This is a genomic window from Stackebrandtia sp. (genome assembly GCF_035643755.1).
In the GTDB taxonomy this organism is placed as follows: domain Bacteria; phylum Actinomycetota; class Actinomycetes; order Mycobacteriales; family Micromonosporaceae; genus Stackebrandtia.
On sequence record NZ_DASQPW010000132.1, the window covers coordinates 12,191 to 27,596 of the forward strand.

The 15,406-nt window shown below is 71.9% G+C and carries 17 protein-coding genes and 1 pseudogene; 8 read left to right on the plus strand and 10 right to left on the minus strand.

Annotation, left to right across the window (positions count from 1 at the left end; all coding sequences use genetic code 11):
- The first annotated feature begins 71 nt into the window (after positions 1-71).
- A complete protein-coding gene (locus VE172_RS10150; protein WP_324800721.1) occupies positions 72-512 on the plus strand; it encodes a YybH family protein in 441 nt (146 codons plus the stop codon).
- A 45-nt stretch (positions 513-557) separates the two neighbouring features.
- On the opposite strand, the gene arsM is transcribed toward VE172_RS10150, so the two are convergent.
- Positions 558-1,370 (minus strand): arsenite methyltransferase, encoded by an 813-nt coding sequence (gene arsM / locus VE172_RS10155; RefSeq protein ID WP_324800724.1) that lies wholly within the window; start codon positions 1,368-1,370, stop codon positions 558-560.
- A 74-nt stretch (positions 1,371-1,444) separates the two neighbouring features.
- Here arsM and VE172_RS10160 point away from each other — a divergent pair, with 74 nt between their 5' ends.
- Positions 1,445-1,801 (plus strand): ArsR/SmtB family transcription factor, encoded by a 357-nt coding sequence (locus VE172_RS10160; protein WP_324800727.1) that lies wholly within the window; start codon positions 1,445-1,447, stop codon positions 1,799-1,801.
- Between the two features lie 124 nt (positions 1,802-1,925).
- Positions 1,926-2,369, plus strand: coding sequence for a VOC family protein (locus VE172_RS10165; RefSeq protein ID WP_324800729.1), 444 nt, complete (start codon positions 1,926-1,928; stop codon positions 2,367-2,369).
- On the opposite strand, the gene VE172_RS10170 is transcribed toward VE172_RS10165, so the two are convergent.
- From VE172_RS10170 to VE172_RS10195, 6 genes are all read right to left on the minus strand, one after another.
- Complete coding sequence (locus VE172_RS10170; RefSeq protein WP_324800732.1) at positions 2,357-2,986, minus strand: hypothetical protein; 630 nt, start codon at positions 2,984-2,986, stop codon at positions 2,357-2,359. The genes VE172_RS10165 and VE172_RS10170 overlap by 13 nt on opposite strands.
- Positions 2,987-3,095: 109 nt before the next feature.
- A complete protein-coding gene (locus VE172_RS10175) occupies positions 3,096-4,277 on the minus strand; it encodes an FAD-dependent monooxygenase (RefSeq protein WP_324800735.1) in 1,182 nt (393 codons plus the stop codon).
- Between the two features lie 21 nt (positions 4,278-4,298).
- Positions 4,299-4,862, minus strand: a complete 564-nt coding sequence (locus VE172_RS10180; protein WP_349258324.1) for a TetR/AcrR family transcriptional regulator — start codon at positions 4,860-4,862, stop codon at positions 4,299-4,301.
- 53 nt (positions 4,863-4,915) lie between these two features.
- Entirely contained in the window at positions 4,916-5,683 is a 768-nt protein-coding gene (locus VE172_RS10185) for an FAD:protein FMN transferase (RefSeq protein ID WP_324800740.1), read from the minus strand.
- The gene (locus VE172_RS10190) at positions 5,676-6,083 is read right to left on the minus strand and encodes an FMN-binding protein (protein WP_324800742.1); all 408 of its coding nucleotides are present in this window, start codon (positions 6,081-6,083) and stop codon (positions 5,676-5,678) included. Before VE172_RS10190 ends, VE172_RS10185 begins: the two co-directional genes overlap by 8 nt.
- A gap of 17 nt (positions 6,084-6,100) precedes the next feature.
- A complete protein-coding gene (locus tag VE172_RS10195) occupies positions 6,101-7,471 on the minus strand; it encodes a ferredoxin reductase family protein (RefSeq protein ID WP_324800745.1) in 1,371 nt (456 codons plus the stop codon).
- 142 nt (positions 7,472-7,613) lie between these two features.
- On the opposite strand from VE172_RS10195, the gene VE172_RS10200 reads away from it, so the two are divergent.
- Positions 7,614-8,345, plus strand: a complete 732-nt coding sequence (locus tag VE172_RS10200; RefSeq protein WP_324800748.1) for a response regulator transcription factor — start codon at positions 7,614-7,616, stop codon at positions 8,343-8,345.
- The gene (locus VE172_RS10205; RefSeq protein ID WP_324800751.1) at positions 8,342-9,796 is read left to right on the plus strand and encodes a sensor histidine kinase; all 1,455 of its coding nucleotides are present in this window, start codon (positions 8,342-8,344) and stop codon (positions 9,794-9,796) included. The genes VE172_RS10200 and VE172_RS10205 overlap by 4 nt, the downstream gene beginning before the upstream one ends.
- Here the strand turns inward: VE172_RS10205 and VE172_RS10210 are convergent.
- Entirely contained in the window at positions 9,785-10,630 is an 846-nt protein-coding gene (locus VE172_RS10210; protein ID WP_324800753.1) for a helix-turn-helix domain-containing protein, read from the minus strand. The genes VE172_RS10205 and VE172_RS10210 overlap by 12 nt on opposite strands.
- 76 nt (positions 10,631-10,706) lie before the next feature.
- Between VE172_RS10210 and VE172_RS10215 the strand changes: the two genes are divergently transcribed.
- Positions 10,707-11,525 (plus strand): alpha/beta fold hydrolase, encoded by an 819-nt coding sequence (locus VE172_RS10215; RefSeq protein ID WP_324800754.1) that lies wholly within the window; start codon positions 10,707-10,709, stop codon positions 11,523-11,525.
- A gap of 21 nt (positions 11,526-11,546) precedes the next feature.
- On the opposite strand, the gene VE172_RS10220 is transcribed toward VE172_RS10215, so the two are convergent.
- A complete protein-coding gene (locus VE172_RS10220) occupies positions 11,547-12,710 on the minus strand; it encodes a serine hydrolase domain-containing protein (protein ID WP_324800756.1) in 1,164 nt (387 codons plus the stop codon).
- A 71-nt stretch (positions 12,711-12,781) separates the two neighbouring features.
- On the opposite strand from VE172_RS10220, the gene VE172_RS10225 reads away from it, so the two are divergent.
- Both VE172_RS10225 and VE172_RS10230 read left to right on the plus strand, forming a co-directional pair.
- On the plus strand, positions 12,782-13,255 hold the full coding sequence (locus VE172_RS10225) for a hypothetical protein (protein ID WP_324800758.1): 474 nt from the start codon (positions 12,782-12,784) through the stop codon (positions 13,253-13,255).
- Positions 13,256-13,264: 9 nt separating this feature from the next.
- Positions 13,265-13,876: a maleylpyruvate isomerase family mycothiol-dependent enzyme gene (locus tag VE172_RS10230; RefSeq protein ID WP_324800760.1), complete on the plus strand. Its 612-nt coding sequence runs from the start codon at positions 13,265-13,267 to the stop codon at positions 13,874-13,876.
- Between the two features lie 465 nt (positions 13,877-14,341).
- On the opposite strand, the pseudogene VE172_RS10235 reads toward VE172_RS10230, so the two are convergent.
- Positions 14,342-15,406 (minus strand): annotated as a pseudogene (locus VE172_RS10235) (ATPase); the annotation flags it as partial.

Below are 15,406 nucleotides of genomic sequence, written 5' to 3' on the forward strand. Positions count from 1 at the left end.
ACGGCGACACATACATTTCCGCCTCCCGCGTCGTCGGAATGGGCGTACCCATACCGTGAAGGGAGAACGCGTTGAGCACCAACGATTCCGAGATCAGGGACTTCCTGGCCGCCCGCAAGGCCGCGCAGGAGTCGAAGGACATCGACAAGCTGATGGCCTGCTATGCCGACGGCATCGAGTACTACGACGCCGTGGCGCCGCTGCGGTTCGTCGGGGCCGTCGAGGTCCGCCGCAACTTCCTCCGCTGGTTCGACGGCTACGAGGGCGGCATCGACCTGCGCACCCACGACCGGGTGATCGTGACCGACGGCGACGTCGCCTTCGCCAACATGCTGCACCGGGACTCGGGGCGGCGCAAGGCGCCGCTCCAGGCGTCGGTGTGGGTGCGGGAGACCACGTGCCTGCGCCGCGTCGACGGCGCCTGGCGGATCACGCACGAGCATGTGTCGATCCCGATCGACCCGACGACCATGCGGCCCTGGCTTCCCGCCGACAAGGACCAGACGCCGTGAGGGCCCGGGGCGGGGACGCCGAACGTCCCCGCCCCGAAACCGTTGTCAGCCAACGGGCTTGGTCGCCCTGACGATGGCGCTGTGCATGCCCTCGGCGACCTGATGGGTGGGGGAGACGTCGATGTCGCCAAAACCCGCCGCCGCCAGGCCGTCGCGATACTCCGATATGGACAAGGCGCCCGCGATGCACCCGACCCACTCGCCGCGTTCGGCCCGCTGCTCGGCGCTCAGCTGGTCCTCGGCGACCACGTCGCTGACGCCGAACCGCCCGCCCGGGCGCAGGGTGCGAAACACCTCGGCGAACACGGCGGGCTTGTCGCCCGACAGGTTGATGACGCAGTTGGAGATCACCACGTCGACGCTGGCGTCGGGCAGCGGGATGTCCTCGATCTCGCCCTTGACGAACTCCACATTGGTGGCGCCCGCCTGAGCGGCGTTGCGGCGGGCCAGCTCCAGCATCTCGTCGGTCATGTCCAGCCCGTACGCCCTGCCCGTGGGCCCGACCCGCTTGGCCGACAGCAACACGTCGATGCCGCCGCCCGAGCCGAGATCCAGCACGGTCTCGCCCTCGCGCAGTTCGGCCACCGCCAGGGGGTTGCCGCACCCGAGGGACGCCTCGACGGCGCCGATCGGCAGGTCGCCGCGCTGGGCGGCGTCGTAGAGGCCGGGGCCGAAGCGCTCGGTTTCGTCTCCGCCGCAACACGACTCGACGACCTTCAGGGCCTTCGGCTCGGTCTCGGCGGCCGCGCCGCATCCGCAGGAGTCGGACCCGCGGCATCCGCAGCCGGAGTCCGACACCCGCCTCGCGGCGGCCGCGTAACGGGATCGGACGTGTTCCTTCAATTCGTCGGTGGCCATGGCCAACCTCCCTGATTTGATGAGTTTCAAAACAGAAGCTTGCCACTTGTTTCGAAAACTGTCAAGATAGACGTATGTCGAAACAGAGCCTGCCGTTGCTCGACGCGGGATGCTGCGCCCCCATCACCGAGCCCCTCGCCGAGGCCGACGCCGCCCAGGCCGCGACCGCCTTCAAGGCGCTCGGCGACCCCGTGCGCCTGCGCCTGCTGTCCCTCATCGCTTCCCGCGCGGGCGGCGAGGTCTGCGTCTGCGACCTGACGGCCCCCTTCGACCTGTCGGGCCCCACCATCTCCCACCACCTCAAGGTGCTGCGTCAGGCGGGCCTGGTCGACTGCGAGCGGCGCGGGACCTGGGTCTACTACTGGGCGATCCCCGAACGCCTCGGCCAACTGTCCGCACTGCTCGACATCCCCGCGGCGGTCGCCCCGTGACCCACGCCCCCGAGGTCCCGTTCGTGTGCGTCCACAACGGCGTCAAGGCGCTGCTCAAAGAGCTTGCCCCACCACCCGGGGGCTCCTAGCATGGGCGGGTTCGTCCCCGACCGAAAGGCACCCGATGGCGGCCCTGACGCCCCCGTACCACATCGCGCTCGTCGTGGAGGATCTCGACGCGGCCATGGCCGACCTCGGCCGCACCATCGGCCTGGAGTGGAACGCCCCCTTCGTCGGCGGCGGTCACCTCGAGATGGACGGCCAGGTGGTCGAAGGCGCCCCGCGGGTGGTGTTCTCCCGGCAGGGGCCGCCGTACCTGGAGCTCGTCGAGCGGGTTCCCGGCACGGTCTGGGCCGAGACGGGTCTCCACCACATCGGACTGTGGACCGACGACATCGCCGCCGAGTCCGCGAACCTTGAGGACAGGGGCGCGCCCCTGGAGGCGCACGGCGCCCGCGGCGACGGCCAGCGCACCTTCTTCTGCTACCACCAGACCGCCAGCGGCATGCGCGTCGAGCTGGTCGACATCGGACGGTCGGGGCCGCACCTGGCCCGCTACCTGAGCTGACCCTCGGCCTTGAGCTGCTTGGCGAAGTGGCCCCGGCAATGCGTGCAACAGAACCCGTACGTCTGGCCGTCGCGCTCCAGCATCACCGCCTCGGCCTCGGCCACGATGGCCCCGCACAGGGGGTCGACGAGCATGCCCTCGGGCGCGGCGTCGGCGTCGTTGCGTTTCGCCTCGGCGATCATGGAGGTGAACCCGCTCTGTTTCAACGGTTCTCCGTAGACGCCGTACGCTCCCTCGCCGATCGCGAACACGTGCACCAGGACGGTGGGCTCGCGGCGCGGGCGCTCGGTGTCGCCGTCGAAGCGGCCGATCTGGTCGGTGATCCGCCCGATGAGATGCCCGGCCATTTCCCTGCCGAACGCGCCGACGCGCACGTCGACGAGGTAGGGCGCCGCCTCGGCGGTCTCGGCGGGTTCGCCCGCCGCGATCCACGCGTCCGCCTCCCGAACGACGACGTGCGTCAGCGACTCGTACAACTCCAGTACCCCGGGGTCGGCGTGGTCGATGTTGCCGTCGTCCAGTCTCAACAGGTCGCGGACGTTCAGCGCGCGGGCGAGGCCGCGGCGTTCGTCGGTGGAGAATCGTCCATGTGGCACGGTCACGTCGATGACGATCATCGGGCTTTCCTATCGTTGGTGTCGTTGGATACCAACCATGCTGGCGCGGGCGAAGCCGATCGTCGTCATACGGGGGGCGGGTATCTCGGCGTACCTCCTCGGGAGTACGTCACGCGGCGCCCCGTATCTCGTCGAGGTGTTTGACCAGGGTGATCGGCTTGCCCGCCAGGGTCTTGGACACGATGCGGTCCACGATGGGCAGTCGGGCGGCGCGCAACGTGGCCCGACGAATCCGCAGCTGCGCGGGCGAGGCGGGCAGGAACCAGCGGGCGGCCGAGCGCGCCACCTTCTGTTTGTCGTCAATGACGGGGCGCAGCAGCCGCTCGTACTCCGCGAGCGCGGTATCGACGGATGTGTTGCGCGCCAGGCGGTCCGCCAACACGAACGCGCCGGCGACGGCCAGCGACGCGCCGAGCCCCGCCAGCAGCGATACGGCGTAGGCGGCGTCGCCGAGCAACACCACCCGCCCCTTCGTCCACCGTGGCATGACGGTCTGGGCGACCTGGTCGTAGTACATCTGGTCGGACGGTGGGCAGGCGTCGATGGCCTCGGGTATCACCCAACCGAGGCGGCCGTATGTATCGCGGACGGCGGCGCGGGCGTCGTCGGGAAGCTCGGGGTTGTCGTCGCGATGCACCGCGAAGGCGGCGACCCGTCCATCGCGCAGGCCGTAGAAGCCCATCTGCGCGTCGATGGAGTCGGTGAGACAGGCGCGATCGGCGACGGAGCGGTGGATCGTCGGGGAGTCGAAGATGAACGCGGCCGTGTGGAACCCCAGGTATCGGAGGAACTGAGACTCCCGCCCGAACACCAGGCGACGCACCGTGGAGTGAATCCCGTCGGCCCCGACGAACAGGTCGCCATCCACGATGGTGCCGTCGTCGAGCGTCACGCGTACCGACTCGCCGTGGTCCTCCACCGCCCGCGGGCTGGAGGCGTACCGCACCTCCACCCGGGATGGAAGGCTCTCGCGCAGCACCCGCTCCAGGTCGGGGCGCATCAGGTTCAGCAGGGGCGTGTTGGCGAACTGCGGGGGCTCGATGCCGACGCTCTCCCTCCCGCGCTCGTCGATCAGGACGGCGCCGCTGAGAGGGTAGGCGACCTTCTCCAGCTGCGGAAGCAGCCCCATGGCCTCGATCGCGTCGTACCCGGGGCCGTAGAAATCGATCATGTAGCCCTGCTCGCGCGGGGCCCTGGCCCGTTCCAGCACCACGATCTCGGCGCCCGTGGCCGCCAGTTTGTGGGCCAGCGCCAGTCCCGCGATTCCCGCACCGCAGATGATGACTCTCATCGTGTTCCTCCTCTATGGGTTTCACTTGACGAGTCGATACAGGACTTCGCGAAGCGACGCGAGGTCGGCGTCGGCCTCCAGCCCGCGGTGGAGCAGCAGGCCGTCGATGGCGGCGCCCAGCACCCGCGCGGTCGCCTCGGGGGAGCGAACTTCGTGGGTAGCCAGCCACGCCGCGAAGCGCCCCTGGAGTTCGGCGAGCACCTCGGCGATCCGCCCTCGCAGCTGATCGTCCCTTGTGGCGGCCAGGTAGGACTCGATCGATACGAGTGACACGGGATCGGTGCCGCTGTATCGATCCAGCTCGGCGATGATGCGGTCGACGCCCTCGGCGGGGCTGGAGGCGGTCTCCAGCACCGCCGAGGTCTCGGCCACCACCGCCCGCATGAGGCCGATGACCGCCTCGCTGAGCACATTCGGCATCGACGGGAAGTGGTAATGCACCACGCTGGGCGTGACACCCGCGCGCTCGGCCAGGACGCGCGTACTCACCCCGCCCCAGCCCCGCTCGGCGATCAGCTCCACGGCCGCGGCCAGCAAACGCTGGCGCACCTGTTGTCCTCGGACCTTGGCGGGCTCGGGCATCATGCTCCTCCGGAGATCAGGACACTCGTCCTGTACGGTCGTCCTGTACGACTGCCCTAACCATAGCACGCGACGGGAAAGCCCGGGCTGCTCCAGACCCGTCCGTCCACAGTGACCGTCATGGCCTGGTAGCCGTCGAGGCCGTCCAGCCAACCGGGAACCCGATCGGGTCCCATGGCCGCCGCGGCGGTGGCGTAGGCGTCGGTCTCGGCCAGGCCGGGACCGGTGAGCGTGACCGCCGCGAGGCCGTCCGCCGGGGCGCCAGTGTGCGGATCGCGGACGTGGCAGCCGCGTTCGGCGACGCCCGAGGTCGCCACCGCCATGTCGCCTCCCGACACGACCGTCAGCAACCGGCCGGGAGCCAGCGGGTCGGAAATGCCGATGCGCCAAGGGGTTCCGGGCTCGCGGCAGCCCCGCAGCCGGATGTCGCCGCCGCCGTTGACGCAGGTGTTGGCCGCGCCCGCCTCGGCCAGCAGCCGCGACACCTCCTCCACCGACCAGCCCTTCACCAGCCCCGACGGATCGAGGCCGCCCGCGGCGTAGTGGTCGAACCAGCCCCCGCTGGCGCGCCGCGCCGCCTCGCACATCCGCAGCACGTCGGCGACCTCGTCCGGGCAGTCGGCCAGCGCGATCTCCCCGCGGCCCAGGCGGCTGATCGGGCTGTGGGGACGGTAGGTGGAGAACACCGCGTCGATGTGATGCAGCAGCGCGATGCCGCGGCGCAGCGCGGACTCGATGGCGGCGGTGAGGTGGTCGCGGATGTCGATGGAGAACACCGTTCCCATCGCGTGCTCGACGTGGCGGATCCCCGGCGGCCTAGGCATTGGCCTTGTCCAACGCCGACTGCAGCGAGTCCATGTATCCCCGGCTGGTGTAGCTGGCGCCCGAGACCGCGTCGATGTCGGCGCTCTGGGCCGCCAGCGCCTCCCTGTTCAGCGTCGGCACCGCCGAGGCGGCGATCTCGCGGTCGCGCGGGTTGTCCGACGGGGTCTTGACGGCGTCGACGGAGGTGATCCGCCCCCGGTCCAGGGACACCGCGACCTGCACCGGACCGTACTCGGTGTCGACGGAGTCGCCGGTGAACGTGCCCGAGACCTTGTGCGTCACCGCCGAGGAGTGCTGCGAGGAGGTCGCCGCGGCGGACGAAGCCTCCAGGGTCTTCAGCGACAGCAACAGGCCCAGACCGGCCACTGTGGAAACGATGGTCAAAGCGACACGGCGCATGGCGTGGCTCCCTGGTTCTACAGCGCGAAGGATTCGTAGTGAATGCGGCCTCGAGGCACCCCGGCGTCGCGCAAGGTCTCGGCGATCGCGGAGGTCATTCCCGGTGGCCCGCAGAGGTAGACGTCGTGCTCGGAAAGCCCCATCACCATGCGGCGCAGCCCCACCGCAGTCGACATGGCGCGGCCCCAGGCCATGCCGTCGACGACGTAGTGGACGGTGGCGTGGCGCGCGGCGGCCAGCGCGTCGATCTCGGCGCGCAGGGGGAGATCGTCGGCCCGCCGGCAGCGGTAGAGCAGGGTGATGTCCCCGGGCAGCGTCTCCATCAGCGCCCGCAACGGCGTGATGCCGATGCCCCCGGCGATCAGCAGGGAACGGTTGGTGCTGCGCAGCCTGGCGGTCAACCCGCCGTACGGGCCCTCGGCCCACACCCGGGTTCCCGGGCGGAGCCGGAACAGGGCCCTACTGTGGTCGCCAACGCCGCGCACGGTGATGCGCAGGTATTGGGGATTCGGTGCCGCCGAAAGCGAATATGGATTCGCCGTCCACCACAGACCCTTGGCCAGGAACCGCCAGCGGAAGAACTGTCCGGCGCGGGCGCCGAGCCGATCCAGCTGGTGCCCGGTGATGTAAATCGACACCACGCCCGGCGACTCCGCGCGCACCTCCGCCACCCGTAGCCGATGCCGAAGCGCGTTCCTCACCGGTGCGAGGAACCGGAACCACACCAACGCCGCCGCCACCGACAGGTACAGGGTGTACCAGGCAGCTCGGGCGGCCCCGTTGCCGACGAAGTCGGAGCCGTTGGACAGTTGGTGCGCGAAGGCCAGGAAGATCGCCAGATACGTGGCCAGGTGCAGGTAGTGCCAGGTCTCGTAGGACAGTCGGCTCCGGGCGGCCCGCGCCGAGATCACCCCGGTCGCCACCAGTAGCCCGAAGGCGATCGCGGCGTTGATCATGTCCGGGTACGTCAACACCACCGTGGCGGCCTCGCCGATCACCGACGCCCTCGCGGTGAGCGCGATGCCCGCGATGACGAGCGCGACGTGCGCGGCGACCAGGCAGATCGTGTACCGACCCGCCATCGCGTGCCACCGCGCCATCCGGTCGGTGCCGATCGCCCGGTCCAGTAGGGGGACGCGCGCCATGAGCAACAGCAGGACGGCGCACGAGTACCCGGCCATCAGGCCGGTGATCTGGCCGGCCCCGGTCAGCCAGCCGGCGGTGCCCGACAGTGTCGCGGTGTCGAACCACCACAGGCCGATCACGGCGGCCAGGCCGCACCACATCGCCGCGAGCGTCGTCAGTGGCGCGAGTCGTACCCGCCCGCGCCGCTGACGCCGATGGTTTCTGGCGCCCAGTGGCGCATCGAGAACGTAGACGCCGTTCATGCCGCTCCTTTCACCGAGCGGCAAGCCTGGCAGCGCTTGCTATGAGAAGCCTCTGAAGCGGGCGCGTCGAACACCATTCAGAGGAAACTCTGAGCAAGTTCTCCGCGCACCGCGGCGATCGGGGGGCGAAGCTGGTAGCACCATGAATCAAGCGATCACCGGCCAGATGCGCCGACCCGACGGCACCGCCGTGCGGGTCCTCGTCGTCGACGACGAACCCGACCTCACCGAGGTGCTCGCCGCGGCGCTGACCCAGGAGGGCTGCGCGGTGCGCTGCGCCGCCGACGGGGCGGCCGCGGTGGCCGCGGGCGGCGAGTTCGCGCCCGACGCCGTCGTCCTGGACTGGATGCTGCCCGATATGGACGGTCTGGACGTGTTGCGGGAGCTGCGATCCGCGCAACCCGAGGTGTGCGTGCTGTTCCTGACCGCCCGCGACGCCGTCGAGGACCGGATCGCGGGCATCACCGCCGGGGGCGACGACTACGTCACGAAGCCGTTCAGCCTCGAGGAGGTGCTGGCGAGGCTGCGCGGGCTGCTGCGCCGCGCGGGCATGAACCGGGCCCCCAGCGGCAACCGCCTCCAGGTCGCCGACCTGGTGCTCGACGAGGACGCCCGCGAGGTCACCCGGGCGGGCGAGGCGATCGAGCTGTCCCGCACCGAGTTCGAGCTGCTGCGATACCTGATGCGCAACCCGCGGCGGGTGCTGTCCAAGGCGATGATCCTGGATCGCGTGTGGTCCTACGACTTCGGCGGCCAGGCACACATCGTCGAGCTGTACGTCAGCTACCTGCGCAAGAAGATCGACGCGGGCCACCAGCCGCTCATCCACACGGTGCGCGGCATGGGTTACGTCATGAAGGCCGCGAAGCCATGAGGCGCCCGGGATTCCCGCGCACCCTGCGCGCCCGGCTGTCGATCGGGCTGGTGGTGTTGCTGGCCGCGGCGTGCCTGGCCGTGGGCGCCGCCACGGTGTTCGCGCTCGAGGGATTCCTCGTCGAGCGCCTGGACCAGCAGCTGAGCGCCTCGCACGGGCGCTTCCCGGCCAGTCTCGAGCACGGCGAACACCCCGACGCCGACAACGCGCCCGACACCCGCGGCCAGTCGGACGGCACCTTCGGCGCCCGGTTGCTGGACGGGCACGCCACCCAGGCGGCGGTCGTCGACGACGACAACGACCACAAGCGGGTCGTCCTGTCCGGCAAGGACGAACGCGCCCTCGCGTCCCTGCCGACCGACGGCGACGGGCACACGGTGCCGCTGTCGAAACTCGGGCCGTACCGCCTGTTCGCCCAGGCGGGCGACGACGGGGATGTCCTGATCACGGGCCTGCCGATGCGCCCGGTCCACGAGACGGTGGAGCGGCTGGTCATGGTGGAGGTGACGCTGTTCGGCGCCGCCGTCGTGCTGACCGGCCTGGCGGGGGCGCTGTGGGTGCGGGTGTCGTTGCGGCCGTTGCGTCGCGTCGCGGCCACGGCATCGCGGGTCGCGGAGTCCCCCCTGGCCAGCGGCGAGGTGGAGATGCCCGATCCGGTGCCCGACACCGACACCCGCACCGAGGTGGGGCAGGTGGGTGCCGCGCTGAACCGGATGCTCGGCCACGTCGGGGACGCCCTGGCGCGCCGCCACGCCAGCCAGGAACGCCTGCGCCGCTTCGCCGCCGACGCCAGCCACGAGATGCGCACCCCGGTGGCGACGATCCGCGCCCACGCCGAGCAGGCGCTGCGGCAGCCCGAGCCCGTGCCCGCGCCGGTGCACCGCGCCCTGGAACGCATCCAGGCCGAGACGCAGCGCATGACGGGTCTGGTCGACGACCTGCTCTTGTTGGCCCGCTTGGACGCCGGACGCCCGCTGGCCGCCGACACCGTCGACATCACCCGCGTCGTCCTGGACGCCATCGACGACGCCCGGGTGGCCGGCGGCGACCACGAATGGCAGCTGACGCTTCCGCCCGAACCCCTGATCACCCGGGGCGACGAGCACCGCCTGCACCAAGTGGTGGCGAACCTGCTGGCCAACGCCCGCGTCCACACGCCGCCCGGCACCACGGTCACGGTGGATCTCGCCGAGGGAGACGACGGCATCGAGCTGACCGTCGCCGACGACGGACCCGGCATCCCCGATGCCCTGCGCGACACCATCTTCGACCGCTTCGCCCGCGGCGACCACCACCGCGCACGCAGCACCGGCGGCACGGGCCTCGGGCTGGCGATCGCCGCGGCGGTGGTGCGCGCCCACGACGGGGACATCACCGTGGACTCGCGGCCGGGGCTCACCGTGTTCCGCGTCGTCCTGCCGCGCGTCGAGGAGCCGGGCTCACCGTCGTGACGGGGGATGGGCGTCCCAGGCGATGTGGTCGACGGCCAGGAAGGTCTCGTCGGGCACGGCGGCGGGAGTGACGCCGATGAAGTCCCTGACGTCGCGGTGCAGGTGCGACTGGTCGGCGAAGCCGCCGACGGCGGCGACGCGCGCGGCGCTGTCGCCCGCGACCAGGCGGTGGGCGGCGCGGTCGAAACGCACCAGTTTCGCCGCGCGCTTGGGGGCCACGCCGAGCTGGGTGCCGAAGCGGGACCACAGGCGCTTGCGGCTCCACCCCACCTCGTCGGCGAGGCGCTCGATGCGCAGCGCCCCGCCGGCGGCGACGATGCGCTTCCACGCCCAGACCACCTCGGGATCCGCCGCGCGCGCCGCCGCGAGACGACCGGCGATGAGGGCCTCCAGGGCCGCGAAGCGCTCCTGCCAGGGCATCGCGGCCAGCCGTTCGCGCAGCCGCGTCGTGGGACGGCCCCACACGTCGTCCAGGGCGATAGCCGCGCCCTCGTCGAGATCGCCGGGGTCGATTCCCAGCACGGCGCGGGCGATGACGGGGGACAGGCGCACCTGGACGCACTCGGCGGCCAGGCCGTGGGCCCACACCGCGCCCCCCGCACCGAATCCCGGGCCCGCGACCATGCTGCCGCGGCGGCGCAGGCCCGCGCCGTAGTCCACGGTGGGCGACGCGGTTCCGAAGTCGATCAGCAGGGTGACGGCGGGGTGGGGGACCATGCGCACCGCGTCGGCCTCACGGACGTCGAAACCCGCCATGGCCACGCCGGGTACCCGCAGCCGCCACCGCGGGCGGTCCACCCGCCAGTCGGCCGCGCCGTGCCTGAACGTCCACACTGTCCCATGCTACGCGGCGGGCGCGGCGGAACATTTGTCCAAGACACCGGGACGTCGCCAGGGACACACTCGGGGCATGAACAACACCGAGAAACAAACACCCGCGATCGTCGACGCCACGCTGCCCGTCGACGGCGGCCTCCACGTCCGCCAGGACGGGCCCGGCGACGCCCCCGCGCTCCTGCTGATCCACGGCACCGCGTCCTCGGCCATCTCCTGGGGCGCGATGGTGCCGCTGCTGGCCGACGATCACCGCGTCATCCGCGTGGACCTGTTGGGGTGCGGGCGATCCGCCAAACCCGAGGGCGCCGCCTACGACATCGCCAGCCAGGCCCGCCGCGTCGGTGAGGCGCTGGACCTCCTGGGCGTCACCCGCGTCGTCGTCGCGGGCCATTCCTCGGGCGGGGTGGCCGCCACCGCCCTGGCCGCGGGTCGCCCCGACCTGGTGGCGGGGGCGGTGCTCATCAACACGGGCCCCGGCATGGGCGCCTTCACCGCGCAGCACACCGCGGGAGTCCCCGCCCAGTGGCCGCCCACCGAGGAGCAGATCCGCGCCTTCGTCGCCACGGGCTTCGCCGACCCCGACTTCGCGATCCCCCGCGAGTTCATCGAGGACCTGCGGGACACGCCGCTGTCGGTGTACGCCGCGATCAGCGACGCCACCCGCGCGTATCTGGAGGAGGAGGCGCTGCCGAGCCGACTGGCGAAGGCGGGCAAGCCGCTGCTGGTGATCTTCGGCGAGGAGGACGCGCGGTGGCGCCCGTCGTCGGCCGCCGACTATCTGGCCGTGTCGAACGCGCGCGTCCACATGCTGTCCGGCGTCGGGCACACCCCGATCCTGGAGGACCCGCCGCGCACCGCCGAACACCTGCTGGCGTTCGCCGAGAGTCTCTGATTCGGTTCGGCGGCGGGCGTTTCACTCGCCCAGGCAGCGGCGGACGGCGCGCACCAGGCGGGCCGCGCGGGGGTCGGGGGTGGGGGACTGGTGGAGGCGGTTCATGACGTACCCGAAGGCCATGCCCGAGCGGGGGTCGGCGTAGCCGAGGCTGCCACCGTGGCCGGGGAAGCCGAACGCCGTGGGTGTCCACCATGGCATGTCGGGCAGCGGGAGGCCGAAGCCCAGGGCGGGGCGGGTCGGCGTGCGCAGGACGTGGTCGACGCCGTTGGCCTGTTCGGCGGTGGCCGCGGCCAGGGCGTCGTCGTCGAGGAGGCGGACGCCGTCGACGTCGCCGATGAGCGCGGCGTAGAACGTGGCGAGCGAGCGGGCGGTGCACACGCCGTTGACCGCGGGGATCTCGGCGGACAGCAGCCGCGGGTCGTTGAGGTCGAGGGGTTCGGTCGTCATCGTCACCGACCGCACCGCCAGCGACGTCGGGTCGGTGAACACGGCGATGGCGCGGCGGGCGTCGTTGGTCAGGGCGTCGGGGTCGACGGGTTCGGGTGGCGTGGCGACGATGCGGGCGACGCGGTGGTGTTCGGAGGCGGGGGTGCCGATCCAGAAGTCGAGGCCGAGGGGTTCGGCGACGCGGCGGGCGAAGTACGCGCCGGGGGTGTCGCCCGTGACGCGGCGGATCACCTCGCCGACCAGCCACCCGTAGGTCAGGCCGTGGTATCCGTGCCGCGAGCCAGGTGTCCACTGTGGTCTCTGGGCGGCGAGCGCGTCGATGACGGGGTGCCACGCGATGACCTCGGCGATCGTCAGCCGCCCGTCGAGGGCGGGCAGGCCCGCCCGGTGCGACAGCAACCAGCGCACGGGGACGCCCTCCTTTCCGTTGGCGGCGAACTCGGGCCAGTATCGCGACACGGGAGCGTCCACATCGAGCAGTCCGTCGCCGACGAGCAGGTGGGCGCACGCGGCGACCGCGCTCTTGGTGGCGGAGTAGATCACCTGCGCGGTGTCGCGCCGCCAGGGCCGATCGGCGTCGGGGTCGGCGACGCCGCCCCACAGGTCGGCCACCGGGCGCCCGTGGCGATACACGGCGACCGCGGCGCCGATCTCGTCCCCGTGTCGGAAGTTCGCCTCGAAAGCCTCGCGCACGGGCGCGAACTCCTCGGTCGTCGTGCCGTGAATCGTCGTCATCGCCGCTCCTTCGGGTGTACGGGTGCCTTGACGTCGCGTGTCAGGATATCCTGACGAAATACGATGGCGTCATGAGGTTGAGGCTCGACGACCTGCCAGGCCACGCCGGCGACATCGCCCATCGGACGCCCGACGGCGCGCTGTCCTCCGACGACGCACCCCGCGGCGACACCGTCGCCTACCGCGCGACCTGCTCGTGCGGCTGGGACGGCACCCGCGACTACCCGCCCACCGACGAGGGACGGATGTCGGCGGGCTCCGAATGGACCAGCCACATGAAGCCGCTGTGGGCGGCCGCCGCGCCCGCCTGGCTGCTCAACCGCTCCGACTCGATGCGCGTCGCCGTGGCCGAGCTCGTCGACACCTGGCCGCTGCAGGCGCTCGGCGTCCTCAACGACATCGAGAAGTGGCACAAGACCCTCACCGAGCAGGCCGTGGCGACGGCCCGCAAGTCGGGAAGCTCCTGGGCCGAGATCGGCGGCGCCATGGGAATCGCCAAGCAGTCCGCCCACGAACGGTTCAAGAACGTCCCACCCGCGGAGTAGATGTATTCAATGGACGTCACAGCACTGGCCAGTCAGGAACGCGCCGACCTCGCCGACTTCCTGTCCACCCTGTCGCCCGAGCAGTGGGACACCCCGAGCCTGTGCGAGGGCTGGGCGGTGCGCGACGTGGTCGCGCACATCATCAGCTACGACGAGCTCACCGTGGCGGGCGCCGTGATGCGCGTGGTCAAGGCGGGCTTCAGCCTCGATCGCGCCAACGCCGTCGGCCTGCGCGCGCCCCGCGACCCCGCCGACCTGGTCGCCGCGCTGCGCGAACACCTCACCCCGCGCGGCCTCACCGCCGGGTTCGGCGGCAGGATCGGCCTGCTCGACTGCACCATCCACCACCAGGACATCCGCCGCCCCCTCAAACAACCCCGCGACATCCCCGCCGAGCGGCTGCGCCACGGCCTGGACTTCCTGCCGCGCGCCCGCGCCATCGGGACGCCGAAACGCATCCGCGGCCTGCGGCTCGTCGCCGAGGACATCGGGTGGGAACTCGGCGACGGCCCCGAGGTGCGGGGCACGGGCGAGGCGGTCCTGATGGGCGTGTCGGGGCGGGTCGAGGTCCTCGACGAGCTCAGCGGCGACGGCGTGGACGTGCTGCGTCGACGCCTATAGCCGACGCCAGCGACATCGGCGCGGCGCGGGCAGCGATGGAGCCCGCTGACCAAGCGGCACGACGGTGACGGGCGCGAGGTCGGTGAGGGACAAGACGGTCACGAACTGCGAAGAGCTCCTAACCCGCGCGATCGGCGCGAGCCTGTGGCCACGTTCCTAGCCTGCGTGCGGTGGGCGCGAGGGCGGGGAGGGAATGGATGGGTACGAACCGTGGAACCGTTTCTGGCCTGTGTGCGACTGGTGCGACCGCCCGCAGGTGCATCGATGAGGCGCCGACGAGCGTTCGGTCACGACCATGGTCGCCACCGCGCCGCACGGGCGGAACCGTCCCGCGAGGCTGTGGTGACGTTCCTGGCTTGCGTGCGAGGGGCGCGACCGCCCGCAGGCGCGTTGAGGAGCGCTCGGGCACAACCGCGCCGCGCGGGCGGGGCCGTCCCGTGTGAACCTCCATGCACACAGTGGACTTCAAGCGATCGGCGCCATGGGGGTGAGGCCGAGATCGGCCAGGGCCGCCTGGCCGTGTGCGGCGGCGTCGCCTCCCGCCAGCACCAGGGTGCGTGCCGCCTGGTAGCCGTTGCCCGCGGCCCCGAACGCGGGCGCCGTGGAGAGCACGCGGTCGCGGTCGTTGTACCGCAAGGCATCGGCGCGCTCCACCAGGGCCTCGGCCGTGGGGTTGCCCGCCACGAACTCGCGCGCCTCGGCGACCAGGCGCTCGGCCTCGGGGGCCTCGGCGAGGACGGCGGCCTCGGCGCGCAGCGCGACGTACCAGTGCAGCCAGATCCAGGTGACCCACTTCCACACCGCGCGGGGCTCGGGCGCCAGACGCCGCCACGCCTCGTCGGGGTGTCCCGTGTGGAGTAGACGGATGCCGTCGAAGATGGCGCGGTAGCTGAACTCGTGGCCGGGCAGCGCGCCGATCCTCGCCGCGACCTCGTCCCAGCGGCCCTCGGCGTCGCCGCGCAGCTGGCTCATCATCGCCGCGCCCGCCACGGCGGGCCCGAGGTAGGTGCCCGCGGGGCTGCCCGCGCGGTGCCACGCCTCGATGAAGCGGTCGCCGATCGCGGGGGCGTCGGCGATGCCGTCGCCGAGGGCGGTGGTGACCAGCAGCCAGGCCGAGGCGCGGTAACCGACCTCGGCCAGCAGCGGGTGCTCGGCGAGCCGCCGTTCCCAGCGGCGGGCTCCCGCCAGGTCGCCGATGCCGATGGCGGCCTCGATGGCCTGCACCAGCGCGTCGGTCAGCTCCAGCGTCCTTTGGGGACTTTCGGGCAGCGGCGACACGAGGTCCACCCGCCGCTCGAGGGTGGCCGCCACCCCGAAGGCGTCGCCGCCCCAGCTCTGCGCGCCCGTGACGGCGTCGAGCGCGGCGGTCTCGGCCAGCGGGTCGCCCGTGCGCCTGGCCAGTTCGACGGCCCGTTCGGCGTGGGCGAGGGTGTCGGGGACGTCGTTGTCGGCGGGGCCCTGCGCGGACCCGAAGGCGTCGTACAGCACCCCCGCCTCGGCCAGCGCGATCGCCGCGGCCGCGGCGGGGTC

Coding starts and splice junctions, on each gene's coding strand:
- arsM (WP_324800724.1), bottom strand. CDS start 1,370: ATGGCCACCGACGAATTGAAGGAACACGTCCGATCCCGTTACGCGGCC.
- VE172_RS10160 (WP_324800727.1), top strand. CDS start 1,445: ATGTCGAAACAGAGCCTGCCGTTGCTCGACGCGGGATGCTGCGCCCCC.
- VE172_RS10165 (WP_324800729.1), top strand. CDS start 1,926: ATGGCGGCCCTGACGCCCCCGTACCACATCGCGCTCGTCGTGGAGGAT.
- VE172_RS10170 (WP_324800732.1), bottom strand. CDS start 2,986: ATGATCGTCATCGACGTGACCGTGCCACATGGACGATTCTCCACCGAC.
- VE172_RS10175 (WP_324800735.1), bottom strand. CDS start 4,277: ATGAGAGTCATCATCTGCGGTGCGGGAATCGCGGGACTGGCGCTGGCC.
- VE172_RS10180 (WP_349258324.1), bottom strand. CDS start 4,862: ATGATGCCCGAGCCCGCCAAGGTCCGAGGACAACAGGTGCGCCAGCGT.
- VE172_RS10185 (WP_324800740.1), bottom strand. CDS start 5,683: ATGCCTAGGCCGCCGGGGATCCGCCACGTCGAGCACGCGATGGGAACG.
- VE172_RS10190 (WP_324800742.1), bottom strand. CDS start 6,083: ATGCGCCGTGTCGCTTTGACCATCGTTTCCACAGTGGCCGGTCTGGGC.
- VE172_RS10195 (WP_324800745.1), bottom strand. CDS start 7,471: ATGAACGGCGTCTACGTTCTCGATGCGCCACTGGGCGCCAGAAACCAT.
- VE172_RS10200 (WP_324800748.1), top strand. CDS start 7,614: ATGAATCAAGCGATCACCGGCCAGATGCGCCGACCCGACGGCACCGCC.
- VE172_RS10205 (WP_324800751.1), top strand. CDS start 8,342: ATGAGGCGCCCGGGATTCCCGCGCACCCTGCGCGCCCGGCTGTCGATC.
- VE172_RS10215 (WP_324800754.1), top strand. CDS start 10,707: ATGAACAACACCGAGAAACAAACACCCGCGATCGTCGACGCCACGCTG.
- VE172_RS10220 (WP_324800756.1), bottom strand. CDS start 12,710: ATGACGACGATTCACGGCACGACGACCGAGGAGTTCGCGCCCGTGCGC.
- VE172_RS10225 (WP_324800758.1), top strand. CDS start 12,782: ATGAGGTTGAGGCTCGACGACCTGCCAGGCCACGCCGGCGACATCGCC.
- VE172_RS10230 (WP_324800760.1), top strand. CDS start 13,265: ATGGACGTCACAGCACTGGCCAGTCAGGAACGCGCCGACCTCGCCGAC.